This is a genomic window from Phenylobacterium sp. (genome assembly GCF_016124325.1).
GTDB lineage: Bacteria > Pseudomonadota > Alphaproteobacteria > Caulobacterales > Caulobacteraceae > Phenylobacterium.
The window spans coordinates 1-15,229 of the sequence record NZ_WGNY01000058.1 but is presented as its reverse complement, the minus strand read 5'-3'; the positions used below and the strand labels follow the sequence as shown (position 1 = coordinate 15,229).

General features: G+C 69.9%; 12 protein-coding genes. 6 read left to right on the top strand and 6 right to left on the bottom strand.

What is annotated here, in order from left to right; genetic code table 11:
- Positions 1-85: 85 nt before the first annotated feature.
- Both GC203_RS23810 and GC203_RS23805 read right to left on the bottom strand, forming a co-directional pair.
- On the bottom strand, positions 86-1,501 hold the full coding sequence (locus tag GC203_RS23810) for a protein adenylyltransferase SelO (RefSeq protein WP_293459480.1): 1,416 nt from the start codon (positions 1,499-1,501) through the stop codon (positions 86-88).
- Positions 1,502-1,509: 8 nt separating this feature from the next.
- Positions 1,510-2,709 carry an SLC13 family permease gene (locus GC203_RS23805; RefSeq protein WP_293459478.1) on the bottom strand — a complete coding sequence of 400 codons (1,200 nt, stop codon included), beginning with the start codon at positions 2,707-2,709 and terminating at the stop codon, positions 1,510-1,512.
- A gap of 136 nt (positions 2,710-2,845) precedes the next feature.
- On the opposite strand from GC203_RS23805, the gene GC203_RS23800 reads away from it, so the two are divergent.
- Positions 2,846-4,093, top strand: a complete 1,248-nt coding sequence (locus tag GC203_RS23800) for a cytochrome P450 (RefSeq protein WP_293459476.1) — start codon at positions 2,846-2,848, stop codon at positions 4,091-4,093.
- 15 nt (positions 4,094-4,108) lie between these two features.
- Here GC203_RS23800 and GC203_RS23795 read toward each other — a convergent pair whose 3' ends face one another.
- Both GC203_RS23795 and GC203_RS23790 read right to left on the bottom strand, forming a co-directional pair.
- The gene (locus tag GC203_RS23795; RefSeq protein ID WP_293459474.1) at positions 4,109-4,909 is read right to left on the bottom strand and encodes an SDR family NAD(P)-dependent oxidoreductase; all 801 of its coding nucleotides are present in this window, start codon (positions 4,907-4,909) and stop codon (positions 4,109-4,111) included.
- 1 nt (position 4,910) lies between these two features.
- Entirely contained in the window at positions 4,911-5,474 is a 564-nt protein-coding gene (locus tag GC203_RS23790; RefSeq protein ID WP_293459472.1) for a carboxymuconolactone decarboxylase family protein, read from the bottom strand.
- 111 nt (positions 5,475-5,585) lie between these two features.
- Between GC203_RS23790 and nhaA the strand changes: the two genes are divergently transcribed.
- The 3 genes from nhaA to GC203_RS23775 all read left to right on the top strand — a co-directional run bounded on the left by nhaA (position 5,586) and on the right by GC203_RS23775 (position 9,527).
- The gene (gene nhaA, locus GC203_RS23785; protein ID WP_293459470.1) at positions 5,586-6,764 is read left to right on the top strand and encodes a Na+/H+ antiporter NhaA; all 1,179 of its coding nucleotides are present in this window, start codon (positions 5,586-5,588) and stop codon (positions 6,762-6,764) included.
- A gap of 70 nt (positions 6,765-6,834) precedes the next feature.
- A complete protein-coding gene (locus GC203_RS23780) occupies positions 6,835-7,296 on the top strand; it encodes a (2Fe-2S)-binding protein (protein WP_293459469.1) in 462 nt (153 codons plus the stop codon).
- On the top strand, positions 7,293-9,527 hold the full coding sequence (locus GC203_RS23775) for a molybdopterin cofactor-binding domain-containing protein (protein WP_293459468.1): 2,235 nt from the start codon (positions 7,293-7,295) through the stop codon (positions 9,525-9,527). Before GC203_RS23780 ends, GC203_RS23775 begins: the two co-directional genes overlap by 4 nt.
- A 9-nt stretch (positions 9,528-9,536) precedes the next feature.
- Here the strand turns inward: GC203_RS23775 and GC203_RS23770 are convergent, their stop codons facing one another.
- On the bottom strand, positions 9,537-10,112 hold the full coding sequence (locus GC203_RS23770) for a response regulator transcription factor (protein WP_293459466.1): 576 nt from the start codon (positions 10,110-10,112) through the stop codon (positions 9,537-9,539).
- 374 nt (positions 10,113-10,486) lie between these two features.
- On the opposite strand from GC203_RS23770, the gene GC203_RS23765 reads away from it, so the two are divergent.
- Positions 10,487-12,049, top strand: a complete 1,563-nt coding sequence (locus tag GC203_RS23765) for a methyl-accepting chemotaxis protein (RefSeq protein ID WP_366502280.1) — start codon at positions 10,487-10,489, stop codon at positions 12,047-12,049.
- Positions 12,042-14,063 carry a PAS domain S-box protein gene (locus GC203_RS23760; protein ID WP_293459463.1) on the top strand — a complete coding sequence of 674 codons (2,022 nt, stop codon included), beginning with the start codon at positions 12,042-12,044 and terminating at the stop codon, positions 14,061-14,063. The genes GC203_RS23765 and GC203_RS23760 overlap by 8 nt, the downstream gene beginning before the upstream one ends.
- Before the next feature lie 66 nt (positions 14,064-14,129).
- Here GC203_RS23760 and GC203_RS23755 read toward each other — a convergent pair.
- A partial coding sequence (locus tag GC203_RS23755) for an aldehyde dehydrogenase family protein (protein ID WP_293459461.1) occupies positions 14,130-15,229 on the bottom strand: 1,100 nt, incomplete at its 5' end.

Here is a 15,229-nt window from a genome sequence, read left to right as displayed (position 1 = left end):
GGCGAACGCCCGCTTCCCACCCTGAGGAGATGTTCGCGGGGTCCGCTCGCAGGCGCGATCCGTTCGATCTCGCCAACGCTCATGCCTAGCTGAGGCCCCACCCCTTCCGGGCGGCCTCGATCCCGGCCAGCTTGGCCTCGAAGGCGCTCCAGTCGTCGGCCTCGGCGATCGGCGCCCACAGCGTCTCGATCTGGTCGTAGAGCAGCTCCTCCGGCTCGGCCCCGGCGAAGTAGGGATCGTCGAGCCGCTCGGGCCGCTCGGCCTCGTAGGCGCCCAGCCGTTCGCGGAACTCGGCGAACGCCGCCTCGCCGTAGAGCGCCGCCCGCGGCCCGGCCAGGGCGCGATCCTCGCCGCCGCCGAACCAGTCGAAGAAGAAGGGCTCCCAGCGCAGCCGCTCGCCGCCCTCGGCCATCGCCTTGAACGCCGCCTGGACCAGCGGCGCGTCCTCGGTCTCCCCGCGCGGGGCCACGCCCAGCCGCGCCAGCATCGCGCCCATCAGCTCGCGGCGGTAGGCCGCGCCGAAGCCGTTCAGCGCGTCCACCAGCGGTTCCTGGCCGGTGACGAGGCTGAGGCTGCCGGCCAGCTGCTGCAGGTTCCAGAACACCGCCTCGGGCTGCCGGCCGAACCGGTAGAGGCCCATCTGGTCGAAATAGGCGGCGATGAAGTTGGGGTCCGACTGCGGCAGGAACCGGTAGGGCCCGTAGTCGAAGCTCTCGCCGGTGACGTTCATGTTGTCGGTGTTGAGCACGCCGTGGACGAAGCCCGCCGCCATCCAGCGGGCCGCAAGCCGCGCCGTTCGCTCGACCACCGCCGCCAGCAGGGCGGCGGGCCGGTCGTTGGCCCCTTCCAGCTCCGGGTAGTAGTCGGCGACCGCATGGTCGACGAGGGCGGTGATCCGCTCGGGCCGCTCGAAGTAGGCGTGGCGCTGGAAGCTGCCGAACCGGACGTGGCTGTGCGACAGCCGCACCAGCACCGAGCCGCGCGTGGGGCTGGGCTCGTCGTTGCGGTCGAGCGACTCCCCGGTCTCGATCAGCGACAGCGCCCGCGAGGTCGGAACCCCCAGGGCCTCCAGCATGGCCGCGGCCAGAACCTCGCGCACGCCGCCCTTCAGGGTCAGCCGGCCGTCCCCGGACCGCGACCACGGCGTCTGGCCCGAGCCCTTGGTCCCGAGATCCAGCAGGCGGCCCGTGCCGGCCTCGCGGAGCTGGGCGAACAGGAAGCCGCGGCCGTCACCGACGTCGGGGTTGTAAACACGGAACTGGTGGCCGTGGTAGCGCTGGGCCAGCGGCGCGCCGAGATTGCCCGGCAGCGGCTCGAACCGGCCGAAATGGGCGATCCACTCCGCGTCGGTCAGGGTGTCTAGGCCCACGCTCGCGGCGGCCCGGTCGTTGCGGTAGCGCAGGATCGTCTGCGGGAACCGCGCCGCTTCCACCGCGTCGGCGAACTCGGCGCCCAGCGCCGGGAACTTCGGGTCGGGCCGGTAGGCGGGCGAGACGGGCATGGGCCAACCTATCCCGGCTGCCAGCCCAACGTCGCCAGCATGGCGAAGAAGCCGGCCACATAGGCCACCGGCACATGCCAGCCCTCCTTCAGCCAGCGGAACACCGAGCGGCCCTCCGGATAGAGGGTGGTCAGGGCCACGCCGGCCGACGATCCGAACCAGACCATCGAACCGCCGAAGCCCACGGCGTAGGCGAGCAGCGCCCAGTCGTAGCCGCCCTGCTCCAGCGCCAGGGCGGTGAGCGGGATGTTGTCGAACACCGACGAGAGCGCCCCCAGCCCCAGGGTGGTCGCCCACGAGGGCTCCGGTAGGGCGCTCACCGGCATCAGCGAGGCGGCGGCCACCAGCGAGGCCAGGAACACCGCGCCCTTCATCGCCGGCCGGGTCACCGACCAGTCGGGCTTGGCGATGAACGAGGTCGCCAGCAGCGCCGCCCACACCGCCATGCCCAGCCAGGGCGCGTGCTCCTCGCCGTCGCTCAGCGCGTTGGCCGTGACGTTCGCCGCCACCGCCGAGACGAGCACGATGGCCACGATCGCCACGCGCCGCCAGCGGATCGGATGGCCCGGCTCGTCGTGCTCCAGGATCGGCTGGTGGCGCTGCTGCGCCAGCGCGCCGAAGACGCCGAACACGGCGAAGGCGACGATCGAGGCCAGGAACGCCGGCAGCACGTGCAGCGGCGAGACGCCCTTGAGCCACATGATGGTGGTGGTGGTGTCGCCGATCACGCTGCCCGCCCCGCCCGCGTTGGCGGCGGCCACCAGGGAGGCCAGGAAGCCCACGCTGACGCGGCCCTTGTAGACGTGGCGCGCCATCACCCCGCCGATGACGGCCGCGGCGATGTTGTCGAGGAAGGCCGACAGCACGAACACCACGAACAGCAGCACCAGCCCGCCCTTCCAGTCGTTGGGCAGGTGGTTCGGCATGTGGTCGGGCAGCGCCGACTTCTCGAACTGGTTCGAGAGCACCTCGAAGCCGACCAGCAGCAGCAGCAGGTTGGTCAGGATCACCCACTCGTGGCCGAAGTGCTCGGCCAGCGCCGGCAGGCCGTGGCCGGTGGGGAAACTGCCGATGAACCCCTGATAGGCCAGGATCGCCACCAGGCCCGTGACCGCCACGAGGAGGGTGCGGTGGTGGAACAGGGCGACGCCGGCGAGGGTCAGGCCGAAGAGGTAGAATTCTATGGGCGCGCCCAGGAACGTAAGCATCCGGGGTGGTTAGGGGGCTCTGTCCGCCGAGGCCAGAAAAAACGGGGCGACGGCGACGCCTCACGCCGCAAACGCCGCTTGCCAGATGGGTGACGCGGGGTTCAGCCTTCGCCCAAGCTGAACAGGGAGCCCGGCCATGGCCGACGACGCCACCCTCTTCGACGCCGCCCGCGCCGAAGCCTATTCGACTCCGCTCGACCGGATCGACGTCAGCGTGCAGGACCGGTTCGTCACCAACACCTTCTGGCCCTTCTTCGAACGGCTGCGGAAGGAGGACCCCGTCCACTACTGCGCCGAGAGCGAATTCGGCCCCTATTGGTCGGTGACGAAGTTCGACGACATCCTCGCCGTGGAGACGCACCACGAGGTGTTCTCCTCCGAGCGGGCGATCTCGATCTACGATCCCGTCGGCGACGACATGCAGTTGCCCAACTTCATCAGCATGGACCCGCCGAAGCACGACGAGCAGCGCAAGACCATCGCGCCCATCGTCTCGTCGGCCAATCTGCACAACTTCGCGCCGCTGATCCGGGAGCGAGCGGCCAAGATCCTGGACGAGCTGCCGATCGGCGAACCCTTCGACTGGGTGGACCGGGTGTCGGTGGAGCTGACGCTGCAGATGCTGGCGACCCTGTTCGACTTCCCGTTCGAGGAGCGGCGGAAGCTTCGCTACTGGTCGGACCTCGCGGTCACCGACAACAGCGAGACGATGACGCGCGAGGAGGTGCAGGCCGAGTTCCTGGCCTGCGGCGCCTACTTCAAGAACCTCTGGGACCAGCGGGTCGGCGCCCCGCCGGCCAACGACCTGATCTCCATGCTGGCGCACGGCGAATCCACCCGGGACATGCCGTTCTTCGAGTTCATCGGGAACATCATCCTGCTGATCGTCGGCGGCAACGACACGACCCGCAACTCGATCACCGGCGGGCTGATCGCCTTCACCGAGAACCCGGACCAATTGGCCAAGCTGCGCGCCAATCCCGCCCTGCTGGACAGCGCCATTCCCGAGATCATCCGCTGGCAGACGCCGGTCGCCCACATGCGCCGCACGGCCAGGGCCGACTTCCAGCTCGGCGGCAAGACCATCAGGGCCGGCGACAAGGTGGTCATGTGGTACGTCTCGGGCAACCGCGACGAGACGGCGATCGAGAACCCCGAGGCGTTCATCATCGACCGTGAACGGCCGCGCCACCATGTGTCGTTCGGCTTCGGCATCCACCGCTGCGTCGGCATGCGGCTGGCCGAGATGCAGCTGAAGATCGTCTGGGAGGAGATCCTCAAGCGCTTCCCCACGATCGAGATCGTCGAGGAGCCCGAGCGGCTGAAGTCGTGCTTCCTGCGCGCCTACCGCAAGATGATGGTGCGGATTCCGGCGCGGGCGTGAGCAGGCGACCGCGCCCTACCCGATCCGCACGCCCATCGCCCCGTCCACCGGCAGGATCGCGCCCGAGATGAAGCCGGCCTCGTCCGAAGCCAGGAACAGGGCCGCGTGCGCGGTGTCCCAGGCCGTGCCCATCTTGCCGCCGAGGGGGACGCGGGCGTTGCGCTCCTGGCGCACCTCGTCCTGGGTGCGGCCGCTGGCGCCGGCGATCCCCGCCACCGCCATCGGCGTGTCCATCAGCCCCGGCTGCACGGCGTTGCAGCGCACGCCGTAGCGCGCCTGCGACTGGGCGATGCTGGTGGTCAGGCGGTTCACGCCGGCCTTGGAGACCTCGTAGGCCACCTGGATGCCGCCGGCCTTCGCCGCCAGCGACGAGACGTTGACGATGGCGCCGCCGCCCTGCTCGCGCATCACCGCCAGGGCCGCCTTGCTCATCAGCCACATGCCCTTGAGGTTCACCGCCAGGATGCGGTCGAAGGCCGCCTCCTCGATCCGGTGCGCCGGCCCGTCGCCGCCGCCGATGCCGACATTGTTGACCAGCACGTCGATCCGTCCGAACCGCGCCTTGGCCTCGTCGGCCACGCGGGCGCAGTCGGCGGCCTTGGTGACGTCGGCCTGGATGGCGAAGGCCTCGCCGCCGGCCTCGGCGATCATCGCGGCGGTCTCCTCGGCCCGCTCGCCCACGCGATCGGCGCACAGCACGCGACCGCCCTCGCGCGCAAACAGGAGCGCCATGGCGCGGCCGTTGCCGAGGGTCTCGCCGGGCGTCTGTCCCGCGCCCATGACGACGCAGGCCTTGCCTTCCAGCCGGCCCGCCACCTCAGTAACCCTTCAGCTCGGGATCGAGCGTCTGGCCCTCGTCCAGCTGCACCCCGAAGGTGTTCAGCATCATCGAGACCTGGGTGTACTGGCCGGTGGTGAAGACCACGTCCATGCACTGCTTGGGCGTGAAGTGCTTGCCCAACTCAGCCCACGTCGCGTCGGTGATGAACTGATCGGCGTGCAACTCGTCGGTCGCACGGATCAGCGCCGCGTCGGCCGCGCTCCAGCCGGCGTCGGCGCCACGTTTGATCTTCTCGATCTCGTCGGCCGTGAGCCCGGTCTGCAGGCCGATGCGGGTGTGCTGGGTGAACTCGTAGCCGCTCTTGCAGAGATAGCCCGTGCGCAGGATCACGATCTCCCGCTCGCGGGCCGGCAGGTCGTTGCGCCGCGACAGCACATAGCCGCCCCAGGCGTTGAAACGGGTCAGCGCCTTGGGCGCGCGCACCAGGGTTCGGAAGATGTTCAGCACCGGCCCGGGCCGGAAGTCCTTCAGCGCCTCGACCTGGTCGGCGTCCAGCTCGGCGTCGGACAGCGGCGCGATGCGCGGCTTGGTCAATCTCATGGTGCGCTTCCTCGAACTTCCGGTTTGCTGGCCGGGCACATTACTGGCCACCGCCGTCCGCGCCATCCGATTTCGCTAGAGCCGTCCGCCCCGGCTTGTTAGGCAGGGACGATGTCCACCCGATCGACGCTGGCGTTCCTCAAGACGGAGACGGGATCCGGCCTGCTGCTGGCGCTGACGGCGCTGGCCGCCATCATCTGGGCCAACTCCCCCTGGGCCGACGCCTACCACCTCCTCACCCACAGTATGGCGCCCGTGCGGATCGGGCCCTTCGCCGAGGAGATGACCATCTCCGGCTGGGTCAAGGCGGCCCTGATGCCGATCTTCTTCTTCGTCGTGGGGCTGGAGATCAAGCACGAAGTCCTGCGCGGCGAGCTCTCCAATCCCAGGCGCCTGGCGCTGCCGGTGCTGGGGGCGGTCGGCGGCGTGGCGCTGCCGGCGCTGATCTACCTGGCCTTCAACCTCGGCGAAGGCGGCCATCCCGGCGGCTGGCCGACGGCGACGGCCACCGACATCGCCTTCGCCCTCGCCGCCCTGGCCGCGGCCGGCCCGCGCCTGCCGCCGACGCTGCGCACCTTCCTGCTGACCCTGGCCATCGCCGACGACGTGGTGGCCGTGGCCCTGATCGCGATCCTGTTCACCGAGCACCTGCGCTTCCCGATGCTGGCGAGCGCGATGGTCGTCCTGGCGGCGATGGTCGCCATGTCGCGCTGGCGCGCCGCGCCCTATTTGCTGTGGGCGCTCGCGGGCCTGCTGCTCTGGGGCTTCACCCTGAAGTCCGGGGTCAACACCTCGCTCGCGGGGATCGCGGCGGCGTTCTGCATCCCGCTGGCGCCCCGCAAGCCCGGCGGCGCCGGCATGCTGAGCGAGGTGATGGACGCCCTGCACCCCTACGTCGCGTTCTTCATCCTGCCGCTCTTCGCCTTCACGGCCGCGGGCTTCCACTTCGAAGGCGCCGACATCGGCCCCGTCAGCCTGGGCGTGGCCGCGGGCCTGTTCGTCGGCAAGCAGTTGGGCGTGTTCGGCGCGGCCGCGCTGGCGATCGGGCTGAAGTGGGCCCGGCGGCCCACCGGGGCCAAGTGGATCGAGCTCTATGGCGTCTCGGCGCTCTGCGGCGTGGGCTTCACGATGAGCCTCTACATCGGCGCCCTGGCCTTCCCAGAGACCGCGCCCCTGGCGGAGGCCCAGGTGCGCGCCGGGGTCGTGGCGGGCTCGCTGGCCTCGGTCGCGCTGGGCCTCGCGGTCCTGACCTTCAGCGCCGCCCGCCGCGCCGCGGAAACCGAGGCCTGAGAGCGGAAACACACTAGCCTCACGCCGCGTCTTGGCGTTGGGTTCGATCGACCATCAGGGAGGAAACGGGATGACAAGCTTCCGGCTGAACGGACGCGAGGTCTCGGTGGAGACCCCGGAGGACGCGCCCCTCCTGTGGGCGATCCGCGACGAAGCCGGCCTGACCGGGACCAAGTTCGGCTGCGGCATCGCCCAGTGCGGCGCCTGCACCGTCCACGTCGAGGGCCAGGCGGTGCGCGCCTGCGTGACGCCGGTGAGCGCGGTGGCCGGCCTGTCGGTCGTCACCATCGAGGGCCTCGACCCCAAGGGCGAGCATCCGCTGCAGAAGGCCTGGGTCGAGACCCAGGCGCCCCAGTGCGGCTACTGCCAGTCGGGCCAGATCATGCAGGCCGCGGCCCTCCTCGCCGCGACGCCGCATCCCACCGACGCCGAGATCGAGGCGGCCATGGCCGGCAACCTCTGCCGCTGCATGGCCTATGTGCGGATCAAGGACGCGATCAAGCTGGCCGCCAGCCGGGGGACCGCCGCATGAACGCCATCGCCCTCTCCCGCCGCAGTTTCCTGGTCACCGCCACGGCGGCCGGCGCCGCCTTCGCCTTCGCCGCGCCGGCCGAGGCCGCCGGCGGCTACGAGCCCACCATCTGGTACTCGATCGGCAAGGACGGGACCATCACCGTCCACGTCATCCGCGCCGAGATGGGCCAGCACGTCGGCACCGCCATCGCCCGCATCGTCGCCGACGAACTCGAGGCCGACTGGTCGAAGGTGAAGATCGACCACGTGGATTCCGATCCGAAGTGGGGCCTGATGGTCACCGGCGGCAGCTGGTCGGTCTGGCAGAGCTATCCGCTCTACAGCCAGGCCGGGGCGGCCGGCCGCACGGCCCTTATCGAGGCCGGCGCCAAGCTGCTGGGCGTGGCTCCCGGAGACTGCGTGGCCCGCAACGGGGCCGTCGTCGCCGGCAAGACGTCGATCGGCTACGGCGACATCGTCGCGAAGGGCGGCGTCTCCCGCACCTTCACCCCCGAAGAGTTGGCCAAGATGCCGGTCAAACCCGCCGCCGAGCGGCGCATGATCGGCAAGCCCGCGCCCGCCCGCGACATCCCGGGCAAGACCAACGGCAAGGGCGTCTACGGCCTCGACGCCAAGGTTCCGGGCATGATCTACGCCCGGCCGAAGCTGCCGCCGACCCGCAACGGCGCCAAGGTCACGGCCATCGACGACACCGCCGCCAAGGCCGTGCCCGGCTTCATCAAGGCGGTCGCCCTGGACGACCCGTCCGGGACCGTGCCCGGCTGGGTGATGGTCTATGGCGAGACCTTCGTGGCCGCCGACCGGGCCGCCGACGCCCTGAAGGTCACCTGGACGCCCGGCGACACCGCCAAGGTTTCCGAGGCCGACCTCCAGAAGCACGCCGGGGACCTGATCGCCGACGCCTCCAAGGGCTCGCTGGTCGTGAACGACGACGGCGTCGACGCCGCCTTCGCCGCGGCCAAGTCGACGCTTGAGGCCACCTACACCACCGCCACCGCGCTGCACTTCCAGATGGAGCCGGTGAATGCGCTGGCCTTCGAGAAGGACGGCCTGTTCGAGATCCACACCGGCAACCAGTGGCAGTCGCTGGCGCTGCCGTGGCTGGCCCAGGCGCTGGGCCGCAAGCCCGAGACCATCGTGCTGCGCACCTACCTGCTGGGCGGCGGCTTCGGACGGCGGCTGAACGGCGACTACGCCGTGGGCGCGGCGCTGGCCTCAAAGGCCATGGGCGGCAAGCCGGTGAAAATGGTGCTGACCCGGCCCGACGACACTCGCTTCGATTCCCCGCGTTCGCCGTCGGTCCAGAAGGTGCGCATGGCCTTCGGCGAAGGCGGCCGGGTGACGGCGATGACCCACGACGCCTGCGCGGGCTGGCCCACCGAGGTGATGGCGCCCTTCTTCATGCCCAAGGGCGCCAATGGCGTGGCCTTCGATCCCTTCGCCATCAATGGGGCGAACCACTGGTACAGCGTCGGCGCCCACCGGGTCCGCGCCATCAGCAACGACCTGGCCAGCCGCACCTTCCGCCCCGGCTGGCTGCGCTCGGTGGGGCCGGGCTGGACGAACTGGGCGGTCGAAAGCTTCATGGACGAGGCGGCCCATGCCGCCGGCGCAGACCCCTTGGCCTTCCGCCTGAAGATGCTGGACGCCACGGGCCGCAACGCCGGCTCGGCGCCCAACGCCGTCGGCGGCGCGAAGCGCCAGGCCGCGGTGCTGAAGCGGCTGGCCGACAAGGCCGGCTGGGGCAAGCCGCTTCCCGCCGACACCGGCCTGGGGATCGCCACCACCTTCGGCCAGGAGCGGGACATGCCCACCTGGGTCGCCTGCGGCGCGCGGGTGAAGGTGGACCGGGCCACGGGTGCGGCGAAGGTGGAGAAGCTCACCCTCGTCGCCGACTGCGGCACGGTGGTCAGCCCCGACGGCGCGCTCGCCCAGATGCAGGGCGCGGCGCTCTGGGGCCTCAGCCTGGCGCTGTTCGAGGGAACGGCCTTCGAGAACGGCGAGCCGAAGGATCTCAACCTCGACAGCTACACGCCGCTGCGCATGACCGACGTGCCCGACCTCGACATCGAATTCGTGCAAAGCGACCTGGCGCCCGTGGGCCTGGGCGAGCCGGCCACGACCGTCGTGGGGCCGGCCATCGGCAACGCCATCTTCAACGCCGTGGGCGCCCGCGTGCGCCACCTGCCGATCCGCCCCGAGGCTGTGAAGGCGGCGCTGAAGGCCTGACGGGGCGAGTCAGCCGTCGATCGTCGGCGCGAGGAAGCGGCCCGCGATGAGGGCCGCCTCGGTGCGGTTGCGCGCGCCGGTGAGGCGCAGGATCGCGTGGATGTGCAGCTTGACCGTACCGGGGCTGATCCCCAGCGAGCGCGCGATCTCCTGGTTGCTCATGCCCACGGCGATGCACTTGAGCACGTCGCGCTGCCGGGGCGAGAGGCCTAGGAGCGCACCGGAGGAACGGCCCCGGCGCACCGGCGCCTCGCGCGGGAAGTGCTCGCCGCCCTCGACGACCGCGCGGATCACGCTCCGGAACATGTCGAGTTCGCTGTTCTTCGAGAGGTAGCCCCGCGCGCCCGCCATCTCGGCCAGGGCCGCGAAGCTCGGGTTCGGCCGGTCGTCGATGGCGATGACAGGCGCGCCGCTGGCGGTCACGAGCTGGCGCAGGCCTTCGAAGTCGAATCCGATCGAGAAGAGGTCGACCAGCAGGAGATTCGTCCGGCGATTCGACAGGGCCTCGAGGGCGGCGGACAGCGAGGCGGCATAGCTGGCAGGACCGAGGTCCGCGACTTGGGAAACGAGGTCCACGATAGCCATCCGGCAGATGGGCTTCTCCTCGACGACAAATGGAGAGGCCGCCACCAATGTCTCCGGATCAGTCACACCCACCTCGCACCCGCTTCCCTTGGCGCACCCGAAGTCGAAGCGCCGCCGCGCTCAACGCTCAGTCGTTCTTATATTTGGGAATACCCACACGCGGGGCGTGGGTAATTGTCGCGAGCAGAGAAGGCAATATGGATTCGACAATTCTAAAACAGATACTCGATCTCAAAATCGCTTCAAACGCGAGTTTACCTGGGGTTATCGCGACGGGCGTTTTGTATATCTATAGATATATAGATATACCGAATTGTATAGAACTTATGTCTTGATTGACTAACCCGTGCCAAATCAGCGTTACTATTAAGCATATGCTACGTCATGGGGAAGGCGTCGCGATGCTTAAGCCAGACCATCTGGATCGACGTCTCGAGTTCATGCGCTTGAATTCGGAAGGCGTTGCAAGTCTCCGAAGGCTTACCGCGGTTCTGACGGCCGAACTGCCGTCGGCCCTCGACGCCTTCTACGACCAGATCCGCGCGACGCCCGAGACGCGAGATTTCTTCGCCGAGGAGTCGCGGATCGCGAGCGCAAAGGACCGGCAGCTCGCCCACTGGCGCGCCATCTCGGCCGGCGAGTTCGATGAGCGCTATGTGGCCGCCGTGACCAAGGTCGGCGAGACCCATGCCCGCATCGGTCTCGAACCGCGTTGGTACATCGGCGGATACGCCCTCCTGATCGAACAGCTGCTGACCGCCGTGCTCCACGCACGCTGGCCGAAAGCGCGACTGGGCGGACGGCGGGGCGAGGAGGACGAGACCGCCGCCGAACTCTCGGCGCTCATCAAGGCCGCGCTGCTCGACATCGACTACTCCATCTCGGTCTACCTCGAAGCGGCCGAGGCGGCGCGGAAGCGCGCTGAAGCGGAGGTTCTGGCGGCCGAGCGCGAGATGGTGGTCCGCAGCATCGGGCGCGGCGTGGCGGCTCTCGCCCAGGGCGACCTCTCCCACCGGATCACCGACGAGACGCCCGCGGAGTACGTGCAGTTGCGCGACGACTTCAACGACGCCATGGCCCGGCTCGAGTCGACGATGCGCGTCGTGCTGCAGACGAGCGGCCGGCTGAGCACCAACTGCGAGGAGCTGGCGTCGGCGTCGGACAACCTATCCCGGCGCACCGAGCAGCAGGCCGCCGGCCTGGAACAGACCGCCGCGGCGCTCGGCGAGATCGACGGCCAGCTGCGCCAGACCGCGAACGGCGCGGGACAGGCGGCCCAGACGATGAACAAGGCGAGGGTGGAGGTCGAACGATCCAGCGAGGTCGTGGCCGGGGCCCTGGAATCGGTTGCGCGGATCGACGAGGCCTCTCGGGAGATCGGTCAGATCATCGGGGTGATCGACGAGATCGCGTTCCAGACCAACCTGCTGGCGCTCAACGCCGGGGTCGAGGCGGCTCGCGCCGGCGACGCCGGCAAGGGCTTCGCCGTCGTCGCCACCGAAGTCCGGGCCCTGGCCCAGCGCTCGGCCGAGGCCGCCAAGGAGATCAAGGCCCTCATCTCGAAGTCCAGCCAGCAGGTCGCCGCGGGCGTTCAGCTGGTTCAGGAGGCCGGCGGCGCGCTCTCCATGATCGTCGCCCAGGTGGCGGAGGCGGAGGGCGCCATCTCGACCATATCGGCCTCCACGCAGGAGCAGTCGGCCGCCTTCGCCCAGGTCAGCACCACCGTCAATCAGATGGATCAGGTCGTGCAGCAGAACGCCGCCATGGTCGAGCAGTCGACCGCGGCGACCCATTCCATCAAGTCCGAGACCCTCGAACTCGACGGGCTGATCCGGCGCTTCCGCCTGGGCGCGCCGGAGACGTCTGCGGCGGATGCCGGGTTCCCGAGACTTGCGAGCATCGCGGGCGGACGCGCCCGAGACGGACGGGATGAGTAGCCGCCCTCCGCACGATCCGTTCGCGGAACCCAACGATCTGCGCGCGCTCTTCGAGCGCTACGACCGCGTCCAGCGGCTGTCGGACGCCGGATGCTGGCAGACCGACGCCGGCTCGGACAGGCTTCACTGGTCGAGCAACATGTACCGGCTGTTCGGCCTCGCCGCGGCCGAATTCCAGCCGACGCCGGAGGCCGTCCTCGGGCGCGTGCACCCCGACGACCGGGACGCCGTGCGCAACCGCTTCGCCCGCGCCCTGTCGACCGGGGAGGACTATGAGAACGACTACCGGGTGGTGCTGCCGGATGGCCGCGTCCGGGTGCTGCGCGAGCGGGTCGAGGCCGAGCGGACGCCCGAGGGCGCGCCGATCCGGCTGATCGGGGCCGTCCAGGACGTCACCGGGCTCCGGGCCGCCGAGGAGTCGGCCCGCGGCAGCGCGCAGATGCTGGCGGCGATGCTGAAGATCTCGCCCGAGGCGATCGTGGTGACCGACGCGCAGGCGCGCATCCTGGCCTTCAGCGCCGGCGCCGAGGAGATCTTCGGCTATCGCGCCGGCGAGGTGATCGGCGAGGCCATCGAGGTGCTGCTGCCGGCCCGGTTCCGCGCCGCGCACCGCCAGCATGTGACCGCCTTCGCCACCGGCGCCGACCGGAGCCTGAGGATGCACGAGCGCGCCGTCATCGTCGGCCGGCGGCGCGATGGGGAGGAATTCCCCGCCGAAGCCTCGCTCGCCAAGCTGGAGACACCCAACGGCGAGGCGTTCACCGCCATCGTGCGCGACCTGTCCGAGCGGCGCGCCACCGAGGCCCGGCTGATCGAGGCCCGCGAGGAAGCCGAGCGGGCGAACGTCTCCAAGTCGGTCTTCCTCGCCAATATGAGCCATGAGATCCGCACGCCGCTCAACGGCGTGCTGGGTCTGACCGGCGTGCTGGCGCGCACGAGCCTGGACCCCAAGCAGCGCAAGATGGTCGAACTCATCGAGACGTCGGGCCGCGCGCTCGAACGTTTGCTGGGCGACATCCTGGACCTCGCGAAGCTCGACGCCGGCCGCATGTCGATCCGCGAGGAGCCGTTCGACCTGGCCGGCGTGATCGTCGACACGGCCGAACTGTTCCGCGCAAGCGCGGCGGAGAAGAACGTGGCCCTGCGCACCGAGTTCGCCCTGGGCGACGACGGCCGCTTCGTGGGCGACGACCTCAGGATCCGGCAGGTGCTGTCCAACCTCGTCAGCAACGCGGTCAAGTTCACCAGCCAGGGCGAGGTCTGCATCTCGGCGATGCGGATCGCCGAGACCGAAGACGCGGCGCGCATCCGGCTGGTGGTCCGCGACACGGGCATCGGCTTCTCCGCCGACGCGGCGGAGGCGCTGTTCGAGCGCTTCGAGCAGGCCGACGGTTCGGTGACGCGCCGATACGGGGGAACGGGCCTGGGCCTGGCCATTTCCAGGTCGCTCGTGCGCCTGATGGGCGGCGCCATCTCCGCGACGTCGGCGCCGGGGCGCGGCGCGACCTTCAAGGTCGAGATCCCGCTGAAGCGCGCGCCACGGACCGCCGAGTCCATTCCAGGCGGCGCCGTCCGGGAGGCGGACCGGAATATCCGCCCGATGCGCCTCCTTCTGGCCGAGGACCACATGGTCAACCGGATGACGGTTGAGCTGATCCTCGAGCACCTCCCGGTGGAGATCGTCGCGGTGGAGGACGGGCGCCAGGCCGTCGAGGCCTTTCGCCGGGACACCTTCGACCTCGTGCTGATGGACATGCAGATGCCGGTGATGGACGGCCTGACCGCGATCCGCCTGATCCGCGAAATGGAGGCGCGCGAGCACCGGCCGCGGACCCCGATCTGCGTGCTGACGGCGAACGCCATGACCGAGCACCACGAGGCCGCCCACGACGCCGGCGCCGACGCCTTCATCACCAAGCCGATGAACGCCCGGGCGCTGGTGGAATATGTGGTCGGGGTCGCCTCGAACGAACCGCCGGCCGCGACGCGGACCCCTGAACCGGCCCCGGACTGACCTGTCGCGCAACGAAAAGGGCCGCCCTCGCGGACGGCCCCTCCGTGTTCGATAAGGCTGTGAGCCCTACTCGGCGGCTTGCTTCGGCGCGTAGCCGAGCATGGCCTTGGTCTCCAGGAACTCGTGGAAGGCGTAGTCGCCCCACTCGCGCCCATTGCCGCTCATCTTGTAGCCGCCGAACGGGGCGGTCATGTCGCCGCCGCCGCCGTTGATCGACACCTGGCCGGCGCGGAGCTTGGCCGCGACCTTGCGGGCCTTCTCCAGGTCGCCCGACTGGACGTAGGCGGCCAGGCCGTACTCGGTGTCGTTGCCGATATCGATGGCCTGATCGACCGTCTCGTAGCCCAGGATCGACAGCACCGGCCCGAAGATCTCTTCCTTGGCGATGGTCATGTCGTTGGTCACGTTGGCGAAGACAGTGGGCTTCACATAGTAGCCCTTGTCCAGGCCTTCCGGACGGCCGGTCCCGCCGATGACCAGGGTCGCGCCCTCGTCGATGCCGGCCTGGATCAGCTTCTGGATCTTGTTGAACTGGACCTCGGAGACCACGGGGCCCAGCTGGCTGTTGCCGTTCGGGTCGCCCACGGTGACGCCGGCGGCCGTCTCACGGGCCACGGCGATCGCCTCGTCCATCCGCTTGGACGGCACCAGCATGCGGGTCGGCGCGTTGCACGACTGGCCCGAGTTGGTCATCACCGTCGCCACGCCGCGGGCCACGCCCTTGGCGAAGGCGTCGTCGTCCAGGACGATGTTCGGGCTCTTGCCGCCCAGCTCCTGGGCCACGCGCTTGACGGTCGGGGCGGCCGCCTTGGCCACCTCGATGCCGGCGCGGGTCGAGCCGGTGAACGACACCATGTCGACTTCCGGATGGCTGGAGATGGCCGCGCCCACGTTCGGGCCGTCGCCGTGCACCAGGTTGAACACGCCGGCCGGCACGCCCGCGGCATGCATGATCTCGGCGAAGATCTGCCCGCTGAACGGGGCCACTTCCGACGGCTTCAGCACCATGGTGCAGCCCGTGGCGGTGGCCGGGGCCACCTTGCAGACGATCTGGTTCAGCGGCCAGTTCCAGGGGGTGATGAACCCGCAGACGCCGATCGGCTCCTTGACGATCATCGTCGGGCCGCGGTCTTCCTCGAACTTGAAGGTCTTCAGCACCTCGGCGG